Raw genomic sequence first — 15,972 nt, forward strand, 5'->3', positions numbered from 1 at the left:
GCATGAACTCCCTTGTTTCAGCCTCAGAGCTCAAAGCGGGTGCACCATCCGACCAGCAGAGCGAAATCGTCCGACTGGACGGCGTTCATCGGCACTTCGGCACGACGCCGGCACTCGACGGCATATCGTTGACAATCCGCAAGGGCGAGATCCTCGGCCTCATTGGCCGCAGCGGTGCAGGCAAATCGACGCTGATCCGCTGCCTGAACGGGCTGGAACGAACCGATTCCGGCAAGATATATATCGAAGGCCGGGAGATAACCGGTCTCGCCGAGCGCGAGTTGCAGCCGCTCCGCCGCCGCGTCGGCATGATTTTCCAGCACTTTAACCTGCTGGCCAACAAGACGGTCGCAGAAAATGTTGCCTTGCCGCTGAAGATCGGCGGTGTGTCAAAAGCCGAACGATTAAAGCGGGCCAGCGAATTGCTCGAGATTGTCGGCCTGGCAGAGAAAGCTGGCGCCTATCCCGCGGCACTTTCAGGCGGCCAGAAGCAGCGGGTCGGCATTGCGCGAGCGCTTGCGGCGCGCCCTGCCCTATTGCTCTCCGACGAAGCAACGTCCGCGCTGGACCCCGAAACCACGCGGTCGATCCTGGCGCTTTTGAAGGATATCAATCGCAAGCTCGGCCTGACCATCCTGCTCATCACCCATGAGATGGAAGTGGTGCGGTCTATCGCCGACCGCGTCGCGGTTATCAATGCCGGCCGCATAGTGGAGGAAGGACAGGTCTGGTCGGTTTTCGCCAGCCCTCAGTCCGAGGTCACGACCAGCCTGCTCGGCGGCATCCGCCCGCAGCTTCCGGAAGCGATCGCGGCAAGGATCGCGCAGCAAGGCGATGAGATCGTCCTGGGTGTCGACATTGCCAGTTCGGAAGCACAGACCGTGCTGTTCGAGCTTGCCGGTGCGCTGCCCGGCTCCTTCCGATTGATCCATGGTGGTGTCGATCACATCCAGGGCCAACCGGTCGGCCGCTTCTTCATCGCCGTGCCGACTGCGGACACAACGCTCGCTCATCGCGTCGAACAATTTCTAACGGCCCGGCTCGCACGGGTGGAGGTGCTGGGATCATGACGCCTATAATGCTTGAATTGCTGTTTAGCGCGCTCTGGGACACGATCCTGATGACAGGCGCCTCCGGGTTGATATCATTGGTGGCCGGCTTGCCGCTCGGTCTTGCGCTTGTGATGACCAACAAGGGCGGCATTGCCGAAAATCTCTGGCTGAATCGAGCGCTCGGCGCCGTGATCAATGGTTTTCGCTCGGTGCCCTTCATCATCCTGCTGGTAGCCTTGATACCTCTGACCCGCCTCATCGTCGGCACGTCATTGGGCACGTGGGCAGCGATCGTGCCGCTCGCCATTGCCGCTACGCCATATTATGCCCGCATCGCCGAGGTGTCGCTACGCGAAGTGGCTCCCGGGTTGGTGGACGCAGTGCGCTCCATGGGCGGCAACCGCTGGACAATCGTCCGCGAGGTTCTGGTGCCGGAAGCTCTGCCCGGCATCGTCGCCGGATTTACGGTGACGTTGGTAACGCTGATCGGTGCCTCGGCCATGGCGGGAGCGATCGGCGCCGGCGGGCTTGGCGATCTCGCCATCCGCTACGGCTACCAGCGCTTCGAGACCAGCGTGATGATCGCGGTGGTGATCGTGCTCATCGTTCTGGTTTGCGGCATCCAGTGGCTGGGCGACAGGCTGGTGGCGCGCCTGGATCATCGCTAGATCATGGGCTCAACCCTGAAGCCTGCGCAGCAGCATTCCGAAGCGATCTTCCGGGGCGTACGACTTGAGGTCGGCCGCAGGCTTGTATGGCAAATCTGCCCTTCGCCCGCTCCTCACATCGGAGGGGCTACAACCGAACTCACGTCGAAAGGCGCGGCTGAATTCTGTTCCATCATTAAAGCAGCGCTGCTCGGCGATCTCTATGATACGGCGCTGATCGTTGGGATCGGCCAGTGCAGCATGAGCATCAAGCAGACGTCGATGCTGGATGTAATGCACGACTCCGCCAAAAGGCTCAAACAAGCGATAGAGCCGCGAACGTGAAACGCCAAGTTCTCGACGTAGTGTCTTAGCTCCGAGCGTCGGATCGAACAATCTAGCTTGAATAATTTGGTGGGCTCTTTCGATCAGGACCACGGCAATCGGATCCCGTGCTTCTTCTATGCGGTCTGGCGAGGGCGACGCGCAAGCCAGTATCATCGCTCGCGTGGCAGCCACGAGCGCTGGAAGTTCAGCTTCTTCAATCATCGACAGGCGCTTGGCCAGGCCAATCATGTAATCCGAGAACAGCCGCCCCATCCCGGTCCTGAGATTTGAGAACTCCGAAGCATTTAACGAACCGGCAACCTCGGTACAAAAATCGCGGGGAACGAACAGAATGAGCATTTCGGCGTTGCTGACGCTGCCTTCGAACGTTCGTCCCAAGGGGTGGACTTGCACCATGCCGGCGCTGCTCTCAAACGTCCTGATTGGCGCGATCGTCTTGACGTTCCCATGGAGCAGCGTTGTCAAGGTCCAGTGGTCCAGGGGATCCCTCCGTGTATGTCCGGGCAGGCTGGAGAATCCCAGCTCATCCGTCCTAATGCGAGAGAAGGCGAGGCAGCCGAGGTCCCAGGTCACTTGCTTGCCGCCGAAGCCAACCGTCGTGTCGTTGGGGTCATCAAACTCGAGCATCGATGCGAAATTGTTTCGCCAAGCCTCAAACTGATATCCTGGGGGGAGATCGTGCGTTGTGAACTCGTAGGCGGGCAGTTTGGCGCCACGCACTCTTTGTTCTGGTTCAGGCTGGATTTGCCCCGACGCCGTTGCGGCTACATCCGAGATTATACTGCTGGGCAGCATATCTCGCCCATTCGCGCCTTCTGCACTCATAGCCCAGCACTCACAAGACTGATGGCAGCATGCGACCGAACTTCGCATGCCACAATCAAGAGAAACCCACTCGTTCGAAGGTGTTGCTTCGACATCGCTCTCTCCCGGATCTCCGTGACCTCACTTTCGTCTGCGTACCAGAGAGGGTGTAGCACAATCAGTTTGAGTTGTTTAGTAGGCAGTCGCACCTAGAGCAGAGTGCACTTTAATGTTGCGATGGGCGATATCGACCTTCTATGTTGTTCAATCTTTAGTAGCGCTCCAAAGTGGCCAAGGCGCGACTGGGATGCACTCCAGGCGGCGGCAACTCGCAGATTTCCAGGTCACCCAACACCCGGATCGGTAACGACACCGTGCATGTCCGCTCTGCGTCCCAACCTTTGGCATTGGGTCCAATACTACTGGTGCAGGCAGGGAATTTCTTGTCCGCCTAATGGATTCCGATATATGTTTCGACCACACGGTGCCATGATCGCCTTGGGGATTCAGTATGAGAAGCATCTCCTGGAGAGTCCTAGTCTTCCCCGTTTATCTCGCAATTTTTCCGCTAGAGCCCTCCCCCCTATCGGCACAGGATGCCACTTCTAGGGGCAGGCCTTCACCTGTTGTCGTGGTGCAGACGGTCGTCGATGGGCCGATCGAACCACCGACTGAGAACATTGGTCGGGTAGAAGCACTACAGGCCGTGGATATTCGCGCGCGCGTTTCCGGGTTCATTGAGAAAGTTGCATTCAGGCCAGGCGCCGCGGTAAAGGAAGGTGATCTTCTGTTTGCCATTGAGCCAGCGGGTTACCAAGCTGCCGTCGCCGCCGCCAAGGCACAAGTCGAGCGCGCTGAGGCGACCCGACGGCAGGCCGAGGATACCAGAAATAGAAATGCGCAGCTTATCCAGCGCAATGCGGTGGCGCGCGCCGCATACGACGATTCCAAATCAGCCGTCGACATTGCGATAGCGGATCTTGCCGCAGTTCAAGCAGGATTGACTACCGCAGAGCTCAATCTTTCCTACACGCAGATAGTGGCGCCGATCTCCGGACGCATCGGACAGCCACTCTTCACAAAGGGCAATTTCGTCGGACCTGACGTCGGAGCGATTGCCCGACTGGTCCAGGTCGATCCGGTGCGCGTTGTCTTTTCTGTCACCGAAAGGGAGATCACGACCTACCGTCAAAAAGAAGCAGGGGCGTTGACGTCCAGAGTCGACGCGATGAAATTGAGCCTGAGATTGCCGAATGGAACTCTTTATCAGCATGAGGGCACTCTGGAGTTTTTGTCGCCGGAAGTCTCTGCGACTACAGGAACGGCAACCGTCGGCGTGATATTCCCAAATCCTGAGGGTTTGCTGATGCCGGGCCAGTTCGTCAAGCTCATTGTTGGTAGTGTCGAGCAGGCCAGCGGGCCGTCCGTTCCCCAATCCGCCGTCCTGCAGGATCGTGATGGTCGCTTCCTATACGTGATGGGCGAGAACAATATTGTTCGGCAACGCCGCATCGACACCGGGGCGAAGGTCGGTGACCTCTGGGCTGTCCGCGAGGGCGTGAAATCAGGGGAAAAGGTGGTTGTGCAAGGGACGCAACGGCTCTCCGATGGCATCGCTGTGCAGCCTGTCGAGCAAGACACCGGGGAGCAACCATGATTTCGGGCTTCTTCATCTCCCGTCCACGGTTTGCAATCGTCGTCGCCCTCATCTTGTGCCTTGCCGGCGCCTTGTCAATTTTCGGCCTTCCCATTGCCCAATACCCCAACATAACGCCGCCGAGCATCACGGTTTCGGCGTTCTATCCTGGCGCCAGCGCCGAGGTTATCGCAAAGGTGGTCGGGGACCCGCTGGAAACGGCGATCAACGGCGTTGACGACATGATATATATGTCGTCAAACAGTTCCGATGCGGGTTCCTACTCGCTGACAGTGACCTTCGCTGCCGGCACCGACCCCAACCTTGCCCAGATTAATGTTCAAAATCGAGCCCAGCTCGCGACGGCACAGCTGCCGGCCGCGGTGTCTCAGCAAGGGATTACCGTGCGGGCACGTTCGCCTGATTTCCTTGTGGCTTATGGGTTCTATTCTCCGGACCAGACGCTCAGCGAACTTGAAATCTCTAACTACCTTTCCATGAATGTGACCGACGCCCTGTCGCGCGTGGATGGCGTCGGCGAAGCGTCGGTCATGGGTTCCTCCCAATACAGCATGCGTATCTGGATGGATCCCGTGCGCATGGCGGCGCTGGAGATCACACCGGATGATGTGGCCGCCGCCATTCAAGCCCAGAACATTCAGGCGTCGATCGGCCAGATCGGCGGCCCACCTTCGCAAGACCACGCGAAGATTCAATACACGCTGGTCGCCCAAGGGCGACTGGAGGACGCCGAAGCTTTCGGCAACATCGTCGTGAAAACGGGCGAAGCGGGTGCTCTCGTCCATGTTCGCGATATCGGCCGGGTCGAACTCGGGGCGCAGAGCTATGCGTCCAGCGTCAGAGTAAACGGGGCTCCCGGCGCAATGCTGGTCGTAAATCAAGCGCCGCGCGCCAATGCTCTCGGCACAGTGGATGCGGTTGGGAAGGAGCTTGAACGTCTTTCAAAACAGTTTCCGCCCGGTCTGGCTTATGAGCCGGTATATGATTCAACATTGTTTGTGCGCGCCTCCATCCGCGAAATCATGATAACGCTCGCGATCACATTCGCGATCGTTGTGGCGGTTACTTTCTTGTTTCTCGGCGATTGGCGCGCGACGATTATTCCCTCTCTGGCCATTCCCGTATCGCTGATCGCAACCTTCGCTGTTCTTTATGTCGCCGGGTTTTCAATCAATCTCGTCACGCTGCTTGCACTCATACTGGCGACCGGACTCGTGGTTGACGACGCTATTCTCGTTGTCGAAAACGTCCAGCGGTTGATGAAGGACCAGGGACTGGAGGCAAAAGCTGCAAGCGAAAAAGCTATGCTGCAGGTTACCGGGCCGATTATCTCCACGACAATGGTGCTGTTGGGGGTGTTTGTTCCCACGGCATTCCTGGAAGGCATCAACGGCCAGCTTTATCGACAGTTTGCGGTCACCATTTCCGCGTCTCTGGTTTTTTCATCATTCGTCGGTCTAACCTTGAGTCCGGCGCTCTGCGCAACTCTTCTCCGCAAACCGACGGATCTCCGCGGCCTGTTGGCAGGCTTTGAGTCCCTGCTCGAAAGAACACGGAGCGGGTACTCCTGGATTGTCGGCGGGATCGCCCGTCATATCGTCATTGTTCTTTGCGTCCTCGCTGCCACGATCGTTAGCGCAGCACTTCTTTTCCGCAGCGTGCCGACGTCGTTCCTGCCAGACGAGGATCAGGGCTTCCTTTTTGTCGACGTTCAGTTGCCAAATGCATCGGCGCTTTCGACTACCGAAAGAGCGATGCAACAGATTGAAAAGAGCCTCCGGGAGACGGAAGGTGTCGCCAAGGTCGTAGCGATTTCGGGTTTCAGCCTTTTGCAGAACGGCGCTGTACCAAACGGCGGCTTCGCCATCGTCATGTTGGAGCCTTGGGAAAAGAGAGATACGCCAAACCTGTCTACGGCTGCCCTACTGGCATCGCTCAATGCACGTTTCTCCACTCTTCCACAGGCCAATGTTGCTGTGTTTGCTCCTCCCCCTATTCCTGGCATCGGGCAGGTCGGGGGGTTGGACTTTCGGCTCCAGGCGCGGCTGGGCCAGTCGCCCGAGGACATTGGTCAGGTGACGCGGGCACTTATTGCGGCAGCCAGCGAGACACCGGAGATCGCGTTTGCATCCAGTCCCTTCTCCGCAGAAGTTCCCCGGGTTTTTGTAAGTGTCGATCGCGCGCGTGCCGAAAGCCTGGGCGTCGGCGTGGATCAAATCTATTCGACTCTCGGCGCCCAGTTCGGCGGACGGTATGTCAACGATTTCACGCATGACGGCCGATCATTCAGGGTCAACCTTCAGGCGGACAGCGAGTTCCGGATCGTCCCGGACGACATTCTTAACCTGCATGTCAGGAGCAGTGCCGGCGCAATGGTGCCCCTGCGTACGCTGGTGACGCTCGAGCCCGATCTCGGGCCATTCTCGCTATCTCGATACAATCTTTTTCCAGCCGCTCCGGTGAACGGAATTCCAGCCGCGGGGACCAGTTCGGCCACGGCCATGGCCGCCTTCGAGCGTGCGGCCGCCGAGACGTTGCCGGATGGATATGGCTATGAGTGGTCGGGGCTATCCCTGCAGGAGCGGCAGTCCGCGGCCCAGACTCCGTTGATTTTGGCGCTGGCGCTCGTTTTTGCGTTCCTGTTTCTTGTTGCGCAGTACGAAAGCTGGACCCTGCCGGTTTCGATTATCCTTTCGCTTTCCTTCGCCGCCTTGGGCGCAATCGCGGCTCTCGCGGTCACGAGATTGGAGAACTCGCTCTATGCGCAGATTGGCATCGTTCTGCTGATCGGACTCGCTTCGAAAAATGCCATCCTGATAGTCGAATTTGCACGCGTCGAGCGTGAGCGCGGGCTCTCCATCGTCGACTCCGCGATCTCAGCGGCAGCGCAGCGTTTCAGAGCTGTGATGATGACTGCGGTCTCGTTTATCTTGGGGATGATCCCGCTGGTGGTCGCGACGGGCGCAGGCGCAAATGCGCGCCAAGCGCTTGGCGTTACCATCCTCGGAGGCATGCTGGCGGCGACAACCGTGGGAATGTTGTTCATCCCCGGATTGTTTGTCGTTGTGGAACGATTTGCAGAATGGTTCTCCGGCCTGTTTGGGCGTTCGCTCGACGATGCTCAAAAAGGGGATGGCGCGAAATAGCGGCTGGGCATTCCGCTGACCGGCACGACGTTACTCCCCTGCTACGTCGCTCGCCTTCCCCGAAGCCAAAACCGCAATCCACCTGCTGGATTGACCACGTGAACAATAGACAATGAAGGCGATCAATAGGGGCACGCCGATGAAGGCGCCTGGAACACCCCACATGAAACTCCAAAAGAAGACAGCAAAAATGACGGCGAAAGGCGATATCGAAAGAGAGGTTCCGATCAACCAGGGTTCGAGATAACTGCCGATGATGAACTGGATTAGATTGAGTCCCACGAAGACCCCGACAGCCATGGGCAAGGACTCGAACTGGCCAATGGCGAACAAGGTTGGCAACACCGTTGCGACAAACGGCCCCAAAAACGGGATGTAATTGAGCGTGAAGGCGATTGCGCCCCACGCGGCGGCAAGCTCGAGTCCGGCGGCAAGTGCGAACATCCAGACGACAAAGCCCGTCAGCACGCTGGCGAATGTGCGCACGATCATGAAGCGGCGCAATTTGATGCCGATTTCGCGGTTGGCAAGCAAAATCTGGGCTCCGCGCGGCTGAGCAGCCGGACTGTCGAGCCTCTTGTTGAAATCGTCGACTTCAAGCAGACCGAGCATGGTCAAGACGAGGACAAGCAGTGCGAAGCCGGCGAAGTTGTTGACTCGTCCGGCGATCCCCTGTGTGAAGCGGAATAGCCAATTCACATCGAAACGGTCGGTGACCGCGCCGGCAACTGCTATGCCGTGTCCTTCCAGCCAGTCTGTCCAGCTCGTATAGATCAGCTGAAATCGGCCCGTATTGGCAAACAGCCATTGGCCAAGTTTGCTGAAACCCCAAGCGACCGAAGAGCCAATCGCCACGATAACCGCCATCGTTACCATAACGGTGAAAAGCAGCGCGACGAGCCGTGGAAGTCGCTGCTGCAGCGTGGATTGGATTGGATAGACCAGAGCTATGAGAAACAGAGAGAAAGCGAGCGGGACAAAGATCGCCTGAGCGAAATGGAGGAGAGCAAGAACAAGAATGCCAGTCGCGACAGGACCAATTGGCTGGCTTTCACTTTGTATTGCCATGTGAAGCTCTCTCTCGGCTCGCCAACAGGAAAAAGGGCAGTGCGATCACTGCTTAGGCCGGGCGGTAGGTTGGATTATTCGGCTACTCCAATGCCGCGCCGTTTTTTCGCGCCAGCCGAACAAGGATGACCAGAAGAAATCCACAAAGTCGGCGACGCCAACGCCGACCAGAGCAATGGCAGTTGCGCCACTCACGCCCAAGGAAATATGGCCGACAAACGACTATGTTGCTGACGCTTTTTGCAGTGCGTCACGCAGGACCTGCTCCTTGGTTTCATCCAGAGAGGTTTTCAGCACTACACCGCCGAAGCCGGCTATTTCCTTGAGGATCTTATCCGCGGTCATTTCCCGCACCAGCACGAATAGTGCTGCATTTCCTGGCTCAAGGCTGCCCGACAGGTCTTTCATGAAAGCATCGTTGATTCCAACATCGGTCAGTGCGCCGGAAATTGCCCCCGAAGCTGCGCCTATCGCCGCACCAATGAGCGGATTGAGAAAGATCATACCGACCAGAAGCCCCCAGAAACTACCGGATATCGCTCCAGTCGCCGTCGTGCTGACAAGCTGATTTAGCTTCACTTGGCCCGCGTCGGTCTTGGTCGCAATGACTGCGTCACCGAGCGTTATCAAATATTCCTTCTGTAGCTCGAGGAGGCGGCGGCGCACCTCTTCGGCCTTGGCTTCCGTGGGATAAACGATGGCGATGAGGGTAGACATAGCAGACTCCCGGTTGTGAACGCTGGACCTGGGTGACGAAAGTCACTTCAAATCATATCGCGTCGGCGCAACGAGGAAATTGGCAGAGAATCCCAGCACGATGCACGGCGTCCCTTTTTGTGCAACGTTCAAGGCATTCGAGGACCTGCCCCCGTTCCGGGCCCCTGCCATCGCTACTTGCTGGCCCACGACTAAGCCGCTCTCAAGGTCTTTAGCCGCCTCCGGGCTGCTCGGGTTCACTTCGGACCTTGTCTGCGAAAAAGGTCTTGAGGCGCAGGACATCTGTCGGTTGGATGCCCTGCGGATCAGTGACTGCGATCCAGCCATCGATATAGTGTTGTGGCGCATAAACATGCCCATAGCCGATCGGCGATGTTGTCGCGGTTGCCATGTCCAGCAGCAATTGCACCATCGTGACGACCGGGAACCAGCGCAGCTCCGGGGAGACGTCCGGACCGCGTGGCGTCTTCATCCAGTCAGGCTCCCGATAGAGCGAGGAGAAATCGAAAAATGTTACCGCATCGCTTGCATATTGCAGGTAGACGATCCGGATCGGTCCCCAAGTCGCATTCGGTATATCCAGCGCGTTATTCTGGTTGGTGAAGCGGATGATGGAGCCGTCACGGAATTGCGGCAACCAGGCAGGCGATCCCGGGTTGCGGTTGGCGGTCACCGATTTCCAGGTGCGGCTCTGAAAGGGCGGCCCGCTCCAGAGTGCACCCTGAAAAGGGTCCGCGACGATATCGTAGATATCCGCCGACAGTTCCGAATTCATGGCACCGAGGCTCAGTCCGTGCAGGTACAGTTTTGGACGATGATTACGAGGGAGCGTGGTCCAATAGCGATAGACTTCACGGAAGAGGGCTTGTCCGGCTTCCGCGCCGTATGACGGCTCGACCAGCAGCGACAGCCAGCTGCTCAGGTAGGAATACTGAAGAGCAACGCTCGCAATGTCGCCCTTGTGGAGATATTCGACGGTGTCCAATGCCGCAGGATCGATCCAGCCGGTCCCCGTCGGCACAACGACGATCAGAATGGACCGCTCGAATGCGCCGTCGCGCTTCAGCTCAGCCAAAGCGAGGCGAGCTCTCTCCTCAACCGAATCCGCCGTGTTGAGCCCGACATAAACGCGAACGGGATTGCGGGCGGGTGCCTGGAAGAATTCTCCAATTTCCGCTCCGGTCGGGCCCGAAGAAATGAACCGCCGGCCTTGTCTGCCGAGATTGCTCCAGGCAATCAATGATGCTGCGCTGCCGGCCTTTTCGGAGTCCATTGGCATCGGTCGATCGTCTTCGATCAAGGCATCGAGTTCCTGGAACGACGTGTCGACTATCCGCAACGCGGTTCTGAAAAGCAAACCCTCTGCGATCGACCAAAACAAGCCGAGGGCAAGCACTCCACCGACGACGTTGGCGACTCGTCTTGGAAGAATGCGTGAAAACAGACCGGAGAGGAACAGGACGGTCAGCCTGAAGAGACGTCCAAGAAAAACGAGCACTGCGAAAGTCGCGAAAGCGACCCCGGCGAGCTTGATCAAATCACCGCCTTGCACAGGGGCGAGGCCCATCAGATCTCGAACGGAGTTTTGCCATTCCGCGCTCCGCCAAAGGAACACACCTGCCACCGCAACGCTGACACCGACGGCAATAATGGCCGCTATCGTCCTGGCTCGTGCGCGCAGCAACGGCAGTTCCAGATAGTGCCAAAGCCAAACTAACAGTATACCGCAGCCATAGCCGAGCGCGGCACAGCCCCCCGAAAGAACGTCCTGAACCAGATAGGTTCGAGGCATCAAACTGGGAGTCAAGGATGCGGCAAAAAACAGAACGCCGACAATCAAGCCGACAAATGAAAAGGATGCCACAAATACTGCGATTTTTGCTTGCAACAATTCCCCCGCCCAGGGCGCACTTCCAACCTTATCCTGCCAAAACACGCCTCGTCGGGCAATAGTCGCCCTTTGCCCGGCGCCGACGGCGGGCTCTCGCCTCAGTAGTCCACGGCATCGCGGGCGATCGGGCAGGTCATGCAATGGCCGCCGCCGCGACCACGGCCGAGTTCTGCACCGGTGATGGTGATCACCTCGATGCCCTCCTTGCGAAGCAGGGTATTGGTGTAGGTGTTGCGGTCGTAGGCGTAGACAACGCCGGGAGAAGCGCAGACGAGGTTGGCGCCGCTGTCCCACTGTGTGCGCTCGCGCATGTAGTCGTTGCCGCCGGTCTCGACGACCCGCATCTTCTTCAGCCCGAGGGAATCGCGAACCGTTTCCACGAAGCTGCCCTTGTCCTTGTGCAGTTCGACGCCGCCCCTGCCGTCCGGGCGGTAGGAGAAGGCCTCGATGCCATTGACGATGTCGGGATAGAGCAGCACGCAGTCGCGGTCGGCGAAGGTAAAGACGGTGTCGAGATGCATGGCGGCGCGCAGCTTCGGCATGGCGGCAACGATGACGCGTTCGGCCGCGCCCTTTTCGAACAGCGCCGCGGCGACCTGGCTGATGGCCTGGCGCGAGGTGCGCTCGCTCATCCCGATCAGGACATTTCCCTTGCCGATCGGCATGACGTCGCCGCCTTCGAAGGTCGCGAGGCCCCAGTCCTGGGTCGGATCACCCCACCAGACATTGACCTTGCCGGCGAAATCGGGATGGAACTTGTAGATCGACGTGGTGAGAATGGTCTCCTCGTGCCGGGCCGGCCAATAGAGCGAGTTCAACGTCACGCCGCCATAGATCCAGCAGGTGGTGTCGCGGGTGTAAAGCGTGTTGGGCAATGGCGGCAACAGGTATTCGTTGACGCCCGCCGCGTCGCGAATGAGCGCCAGTTGCTCGCCGCCGATGCTTTCCGGGAATTCCTGGGTCGACAGCCCGCCGATCAGCGTTTCGGCAAGATCGCGGTTGGACAGGCCTTCGAGATAGGAGCGGACTTCGTTGAGCAGGCCAAGCCCGATCTGGTTGGGGTGGATCTGGTTGTCGAGGATCCACTTCTTTGCCTCCGGAAGGGCAACCGTCTGGGCGAGCAGGTTGTGCATCTCAACGACATCGACGCCGCGGTCGCGCATCTTGGTCATGAAGTCGAAGTGGTCGCGCTTGGCATTGTCGACCCACAGCACGTCGTCAAACAGCAGGTCGTCGCAGTTGGAGGGTGTCAGGCGCTGGTGGGCCCGGCCCGGCGCGCAGACCATGACCTTGCGCAACTGGCCGACTTCGGAATGAACGCCAAATGTGATGTCCTGGGTCATGGGTCTTCTCCCCCTGTCAAGGTGTGATGGTGCCCGTCATGAGGCCGTAGGCGCCGATCAGGCCGGCGATCACCGTGACGGCCAAAACGATGAGTTCGACGGACGTGAACATCTGCGCGTTCTGCTCGCGCCGCGCCCAAACGTAGAGAATGGTGCCCGGCACGAACAGCACGGCCACGAGCAGCACGTATTTGAGCCCGGCGGCGAGGAACATGATGAGCGTGTAGATGACCGCTATCCAGGAAAAGAGCTGGTCGCGGCCGCGTTTGCCGGGGGCGGCTTCATAGCCTTCGCCGCTGCGGGCGAGCAGGACGCCGTAACCCGCGACAAGCAGGTAGGGCAAAAGGGCCGTAACGCTGGTCATGTCGAGCATGACGTTGAACGCGTCCTGCGACCAGTAAGTCGAAATGACGAATAGCGATACGACGATATTGGTCAGCCATAGCGCATTGGCGGGCACCCTGTTGCCGTTTTGTGCGGCGAACATTCTTGGCATATCCGCCGACTTGGCCGCAGCAAACAGGACCTCGGCGCAAATCAGCGACCAGGCGAGGTAGGCACCCAGGACCGAGACGAGGACGCCGATGGAGATGAAGACGGCGCCCCAATGACCGACGACCGCCTCGAGAACGCCGGCGAGCGAAGGTTGCTGTACGGCTGCGATCGCCGATCGGGGCATCGCCGCGTAAGGCAGCAAGGTGACCGCCACCATCAAACCGGTGACGCCAACAAAGCCCAGGATCGTGGCGGTGCCGACATCCGAGCGCTGTTTGGCAAAGCGCGAGTAGACACTCGCCCCTTCGATCCCGAGGAACACGAACACGGTGATCAGCATGGTGTCACGCACCTGCGCGACCAACGGCTTTTCCGGCATGTCCACGCCGCCGAAGAAGTTTTCGGCGAACTGGCCGTAGTGGAAGGCGAAGATCAGCACCAGGATGAAGACCAGGATCGGCACGATCTTGGCGACGGTGACGACGGTGTTGATGAATGCCGCCTGCTCGACACCGCGCAGGATCATGAAATGAAATGCCCAGATACCGATCAGCGATACGATGATGGCCGTGGCGCTGCTTCCGTCGCCGAAGACGGCAGGGAAAAAGCGCCCCAGCGTTGAGCCGATCAGCACCCAGTAGAAGACGTTGCCAAGGCAGCTGCCGAGCCAGTAGCCGAAGGCCGACAGGAAGCCCATATAGTTGCCGAAGCCGGCCTTGGCATAGGCAAACACGCCCGAGTCGATATCCGGCTTTCGCTCGGCAAGCGCTTGAAACACGCGGGCCAGCATGTACATGCCGGTTCCCGCGATCGCCCAGGCGATCATGGCGCCGAATGGCCCCGTCGCCGCGCCGAACCGACCGGGCAGGTTGAATATGCCCGCGCCGACCATCGAACCGACGACCATCCCCGTCAACGCAAATAGTGAGAATTTTTGAGTAGAGTCTGAAGCCATGGTGCCCTCTACAAAACTTTGTCAGTGTCCCCGCGCGCAGACCGCTGCGTGTCCTCATTTGAAAGTATAGTGTTGTTGGGCTCGCTTAGGGATCAGCTTAGAATCCCAGCACCATTCCTCGCGTCCCGATTTTCACGGCAACGTTCGAAACAACGAACAATTGCCCCAAAATGAAACACCGCGATGCGCCCACGAGCGCCAAAGCGCTTTCGTGGGCGGCTAGATTGCAAGGAGACCTGTGGCGATGCCATAGATGCCAACCGCGGCGCCAAGGACCGCCAGGGCGAAAATGACCATTTCTCGTGGCGAGAACAGCCCCTTGCCGCCTTCGAGGCGCGCGATGATGAAGAGAATTGAGCCGGGGCCATAGATCACAGCCGAAAGGAGCAGGTGTTTCGCTCCGGCTGCGTAGATCAGCCCCGCCGTATATATCAAGGCAATACCGGCGCGCACCAGATCTGTCCCGCGGTGAGACGGATCCCTGTCGTAGGTTTCACCTGACCGGGCGAGTTTAAATCCATAGGCGGCAACGAGGAGATAGGGAACGAGGATCATCGAGCTCGTGAGCTCAAGCGCAAGCCTAAATGCGTATTGTGTAAACAGTGTCAGGATCAAAAAAGTCTGGACGACGATATTGGTGAGCCACAGGGCGTTGGACGGCACACCGTTTTTGTTCTCGTACGACAGGAACCGCGGCATGGTTTCGTACTTTGAGGCGGAAAATAGAATTTCGGCGGCGAGCAGAACCCACGCTAGGTAGGCGCCCAGAACCGAAATCATCAAACCGACGCTGACAAAGACTGCTCCCCAGTGTCCGACCACGGCTTCAAGAACGCCGGCCATGGACGGGTTGCGCAGGGCCGCAAGATCGGGGCGCAACAGGATGCCATAAGACAGGATCGTCACTAGAGCCAGCAGGCACAACACGCCAAGAAAGCCCACGAGCGTCGCAACGCCGACATCGTGGCGGTTTCGCGCATAACGGGAATAAACGCTCGCCCCTTCGATCCCGACAAAGACAAAGACCGTCACCAACATCGTGGCGCGGACCTGGCCTGCAACATTTCTGAAGGTCACCTCCTCGCCGCCCCAGAAATTTGCGGCGAAAACGTCGGCCTGAAACCCCAAGGCAACAAAAACGATAAATAGCAGAATGGGAATGATCTTGGCGAAAGTCACGATGGTGTTGAGTGCAGCCGCACCCTTCACCCCGCGCAAGATGAGGGCGTGAAAGATCCAGAGAAGGACCGATGAGCAAAGGATCGCCGTAACAGTGTTGCCGGCGCCGAAGACGGGAAAAAACAGGCCGAGTGTCGACGCGATCAGGATGAAATACGAAACGTTGCCGAGCAAGGCAGCCGCCCAGTAGCCAAGCGCTGACAGAAATCCGAGATAGCTGCCGAACCCGGCTTTTGCATAAGCGTATATGCCGGTATCAAGCTCCGGCTTTCGTCGAGACAGTGTCTGAAACACGAAGGCCAGCATCAGCATACCGGTGCCGGCGATTGTCCAGGCGATCAGTGCACCGAATGGTCCGGTTGCCCGCCCAAAGGCCTGAGGGAGTGAAAAGATCCCGGCCCCGACCATCGAGCCCACGACCATCGCCATCAGTGTCCAAACAGAAAAATGCGGGTTTGAATCCGAGGCCATTTGTTACGCGCTCTTGGCGGAGTTGTCGTGTTTTTCGGTTGCCACTTTAGTCTTGCCCGGCGGGGGCCGTAATCGGCTTGGAATCCCAAAACAGTGCTTCTAGTCTATTTCGACCTCGAAGCACCAACCGCGTTCCCGTTCCCCACCCGCTCGCGTCCTTTGCAACAAGGCCCAGTTGGGCCTTGATTTCAGCGACTCC

General features: G+C 58.7%; 11 protein-coding genes. 4 read left to right on the forward strand and 7 right to left on the reverse strand.

Going from position 1 to position 15,972, the window contains the following annotated elements; genetic code table 11:
• The first annotated feature begins 2 nt into the window (after positions 1-2).
• Positions 3-1,070 (forward strand): methionine ABC transporter ATP-binding protein, encoded by a 1,068-nt coding sequence (locus ACXHRN_RS12145; RefSeq protein ID WP_488641563.1) that lies wholly within the window; start codon positions 3-5, stop codon positions 1,068-1,070.
• Positions 1,067-1,720, forward strand: coding sequence for a methionine ABC transporter permease (locus ACXHRN_RS12150; protein WP_488641564.1), 654 nt, complete (start codon positions 1,067-1,069; stop codon positions 1,718-1,720). The genes ACXHRN_RS12145 and ACXHRN_RS12150 overlap by 4 nt, the downstream gene beginning before the upstream one ends.
• Before the next feature lie 9 nt (positions 1,721-1,729).
• Here ACXHRN_RS12150 and ACXHRN_RS12155 read toward each other — a convergent pair whose 3' ends face one another.
• The gene (locus tag ACXHRN_RS12155) at positions 1,730-2,872 is read right to left on the reverse strand and encodes a helix-turn-helix domain-containing protein (protein WP_488641565.1); all 1,143 of its coding nucleotides are present in this window, start codon (positions 2,870-2,872) and stop codon (positions 1,730-1,732) included.
• Between the two features lie 613 nt (positions 2,873-3,485).
• Here ACXHRN_RS12155 and ACXHRN_RS12160 point away from each other — a divergent pair.
• Positions 3,486-4,508 carry an efflux RND transporter periplasmic adaptor subunit gene (locus ACXHRN_RS12160; protein ID WP_488641566.1) on the forward strand — a complete coding sequence of 341 codons (1,023 nt, stop codon included), beginning with the start codon at positions 3,486-3,488 and terminating at the stop codon, positions 4,506-4,508.
• Entirely contained in the window at positions 4,505-7,654 is a 3,150-nt protein-coding gene (locus ACXHRN_RS12165) for an efflux RND transporter permease subunit (protein ID WP_488641567.1), read from the forward strand. Before ACXHRN_RS12160 ends, ACXHRN_RS12165 begins: the two co-directional genes overlap by 4 nt.
• 30 nt (positions 7,655-7,684) lie before the next feature.
• On the opposite strand, the gene ACXHRN_RS12170 is transcribed toward ACXHRN_RS12165, so the two are convergent.
• From ACXHRN_RS12170 to ACXHRN_RS12195, 6 genes are all read right to left on the reverse strand, one after another.
• The gene (locus tag ACXHRN_RS12170; protein ID WP_488641568.1) at positions 7,685-8,722 is read right to left on the reverse strand and encodes an AI-2E family transporter; all 1,038 of its coding nucleotides are present in this window, start codon (positions 8,720-8,722) and stop codon (positions 7,685-7,687) included.
• 222 nt (positions 8,723-8,944) lie between these two features.
• The gene (locus ACXHRN_RS12175) at positions 8,945-9,439 is read right to left on the reverse strand and encodes a DUF1269 domain-containing protein (protein WP_488641569.1); all 495 of its coding nucleotides are present in this window, start codon (positions 9,437-9,439) and stop codon (positions 8,945-8,947) included.
• 211 nt (positions 9,440-9,650) lie between these two features.
• Positions 9,651-11,327, reverse strand: coding sequence for an alpha/beta hydrolase (locus ACXHRN_RS12180; protein ID WP_488641570.1), 1,677 nt, complete (start codon positions 11,325-11,327; stop codon positions 9,651-9,653).
• Positions 11,328-11,428: 101 nt separating this feature from the next.
• Positions 11,429-12,673, reverse strand: coding sequence for an arginine deiminase (locus tag ACXHRN_RS12185; RefSeq protein ID WP_488641571.1), 1,245 nt, complete (start codon positions 12,671-12,673; stop codon positions 11,429-11,431).
• A 16-nt stretch (positions 12,674-12,689) separates the two neighbouring features.
• A complete protein-coding gene (locus ACXHRN_RS12190; protein WP_488641572.1) occupies positions 12,690-14,123 on the reverse strand; it encodes a basic amino acid/polyamine antiporter in 1,434 nt (477 codons plus the stop codon).
• Between the two features lie 219 nt (positions 14,124-14,342).
• Positions 14,343-15,773: a basic amino acid/polyamine antiporter gene (locus ACXHRN_RS12195; protein WP_488641573.1), complete on the reverse strand. Its 1,431-nt coding sequence runs from the start codon at positions 15,771-15,773 to the stop codon at positions 14,343-14,345.
• Positions 15,774-15,972: the final 199 nt, after the last annotated feature.

It is taken from the genome of Shinella sp. OV683, from assembly GCF_057787725.1.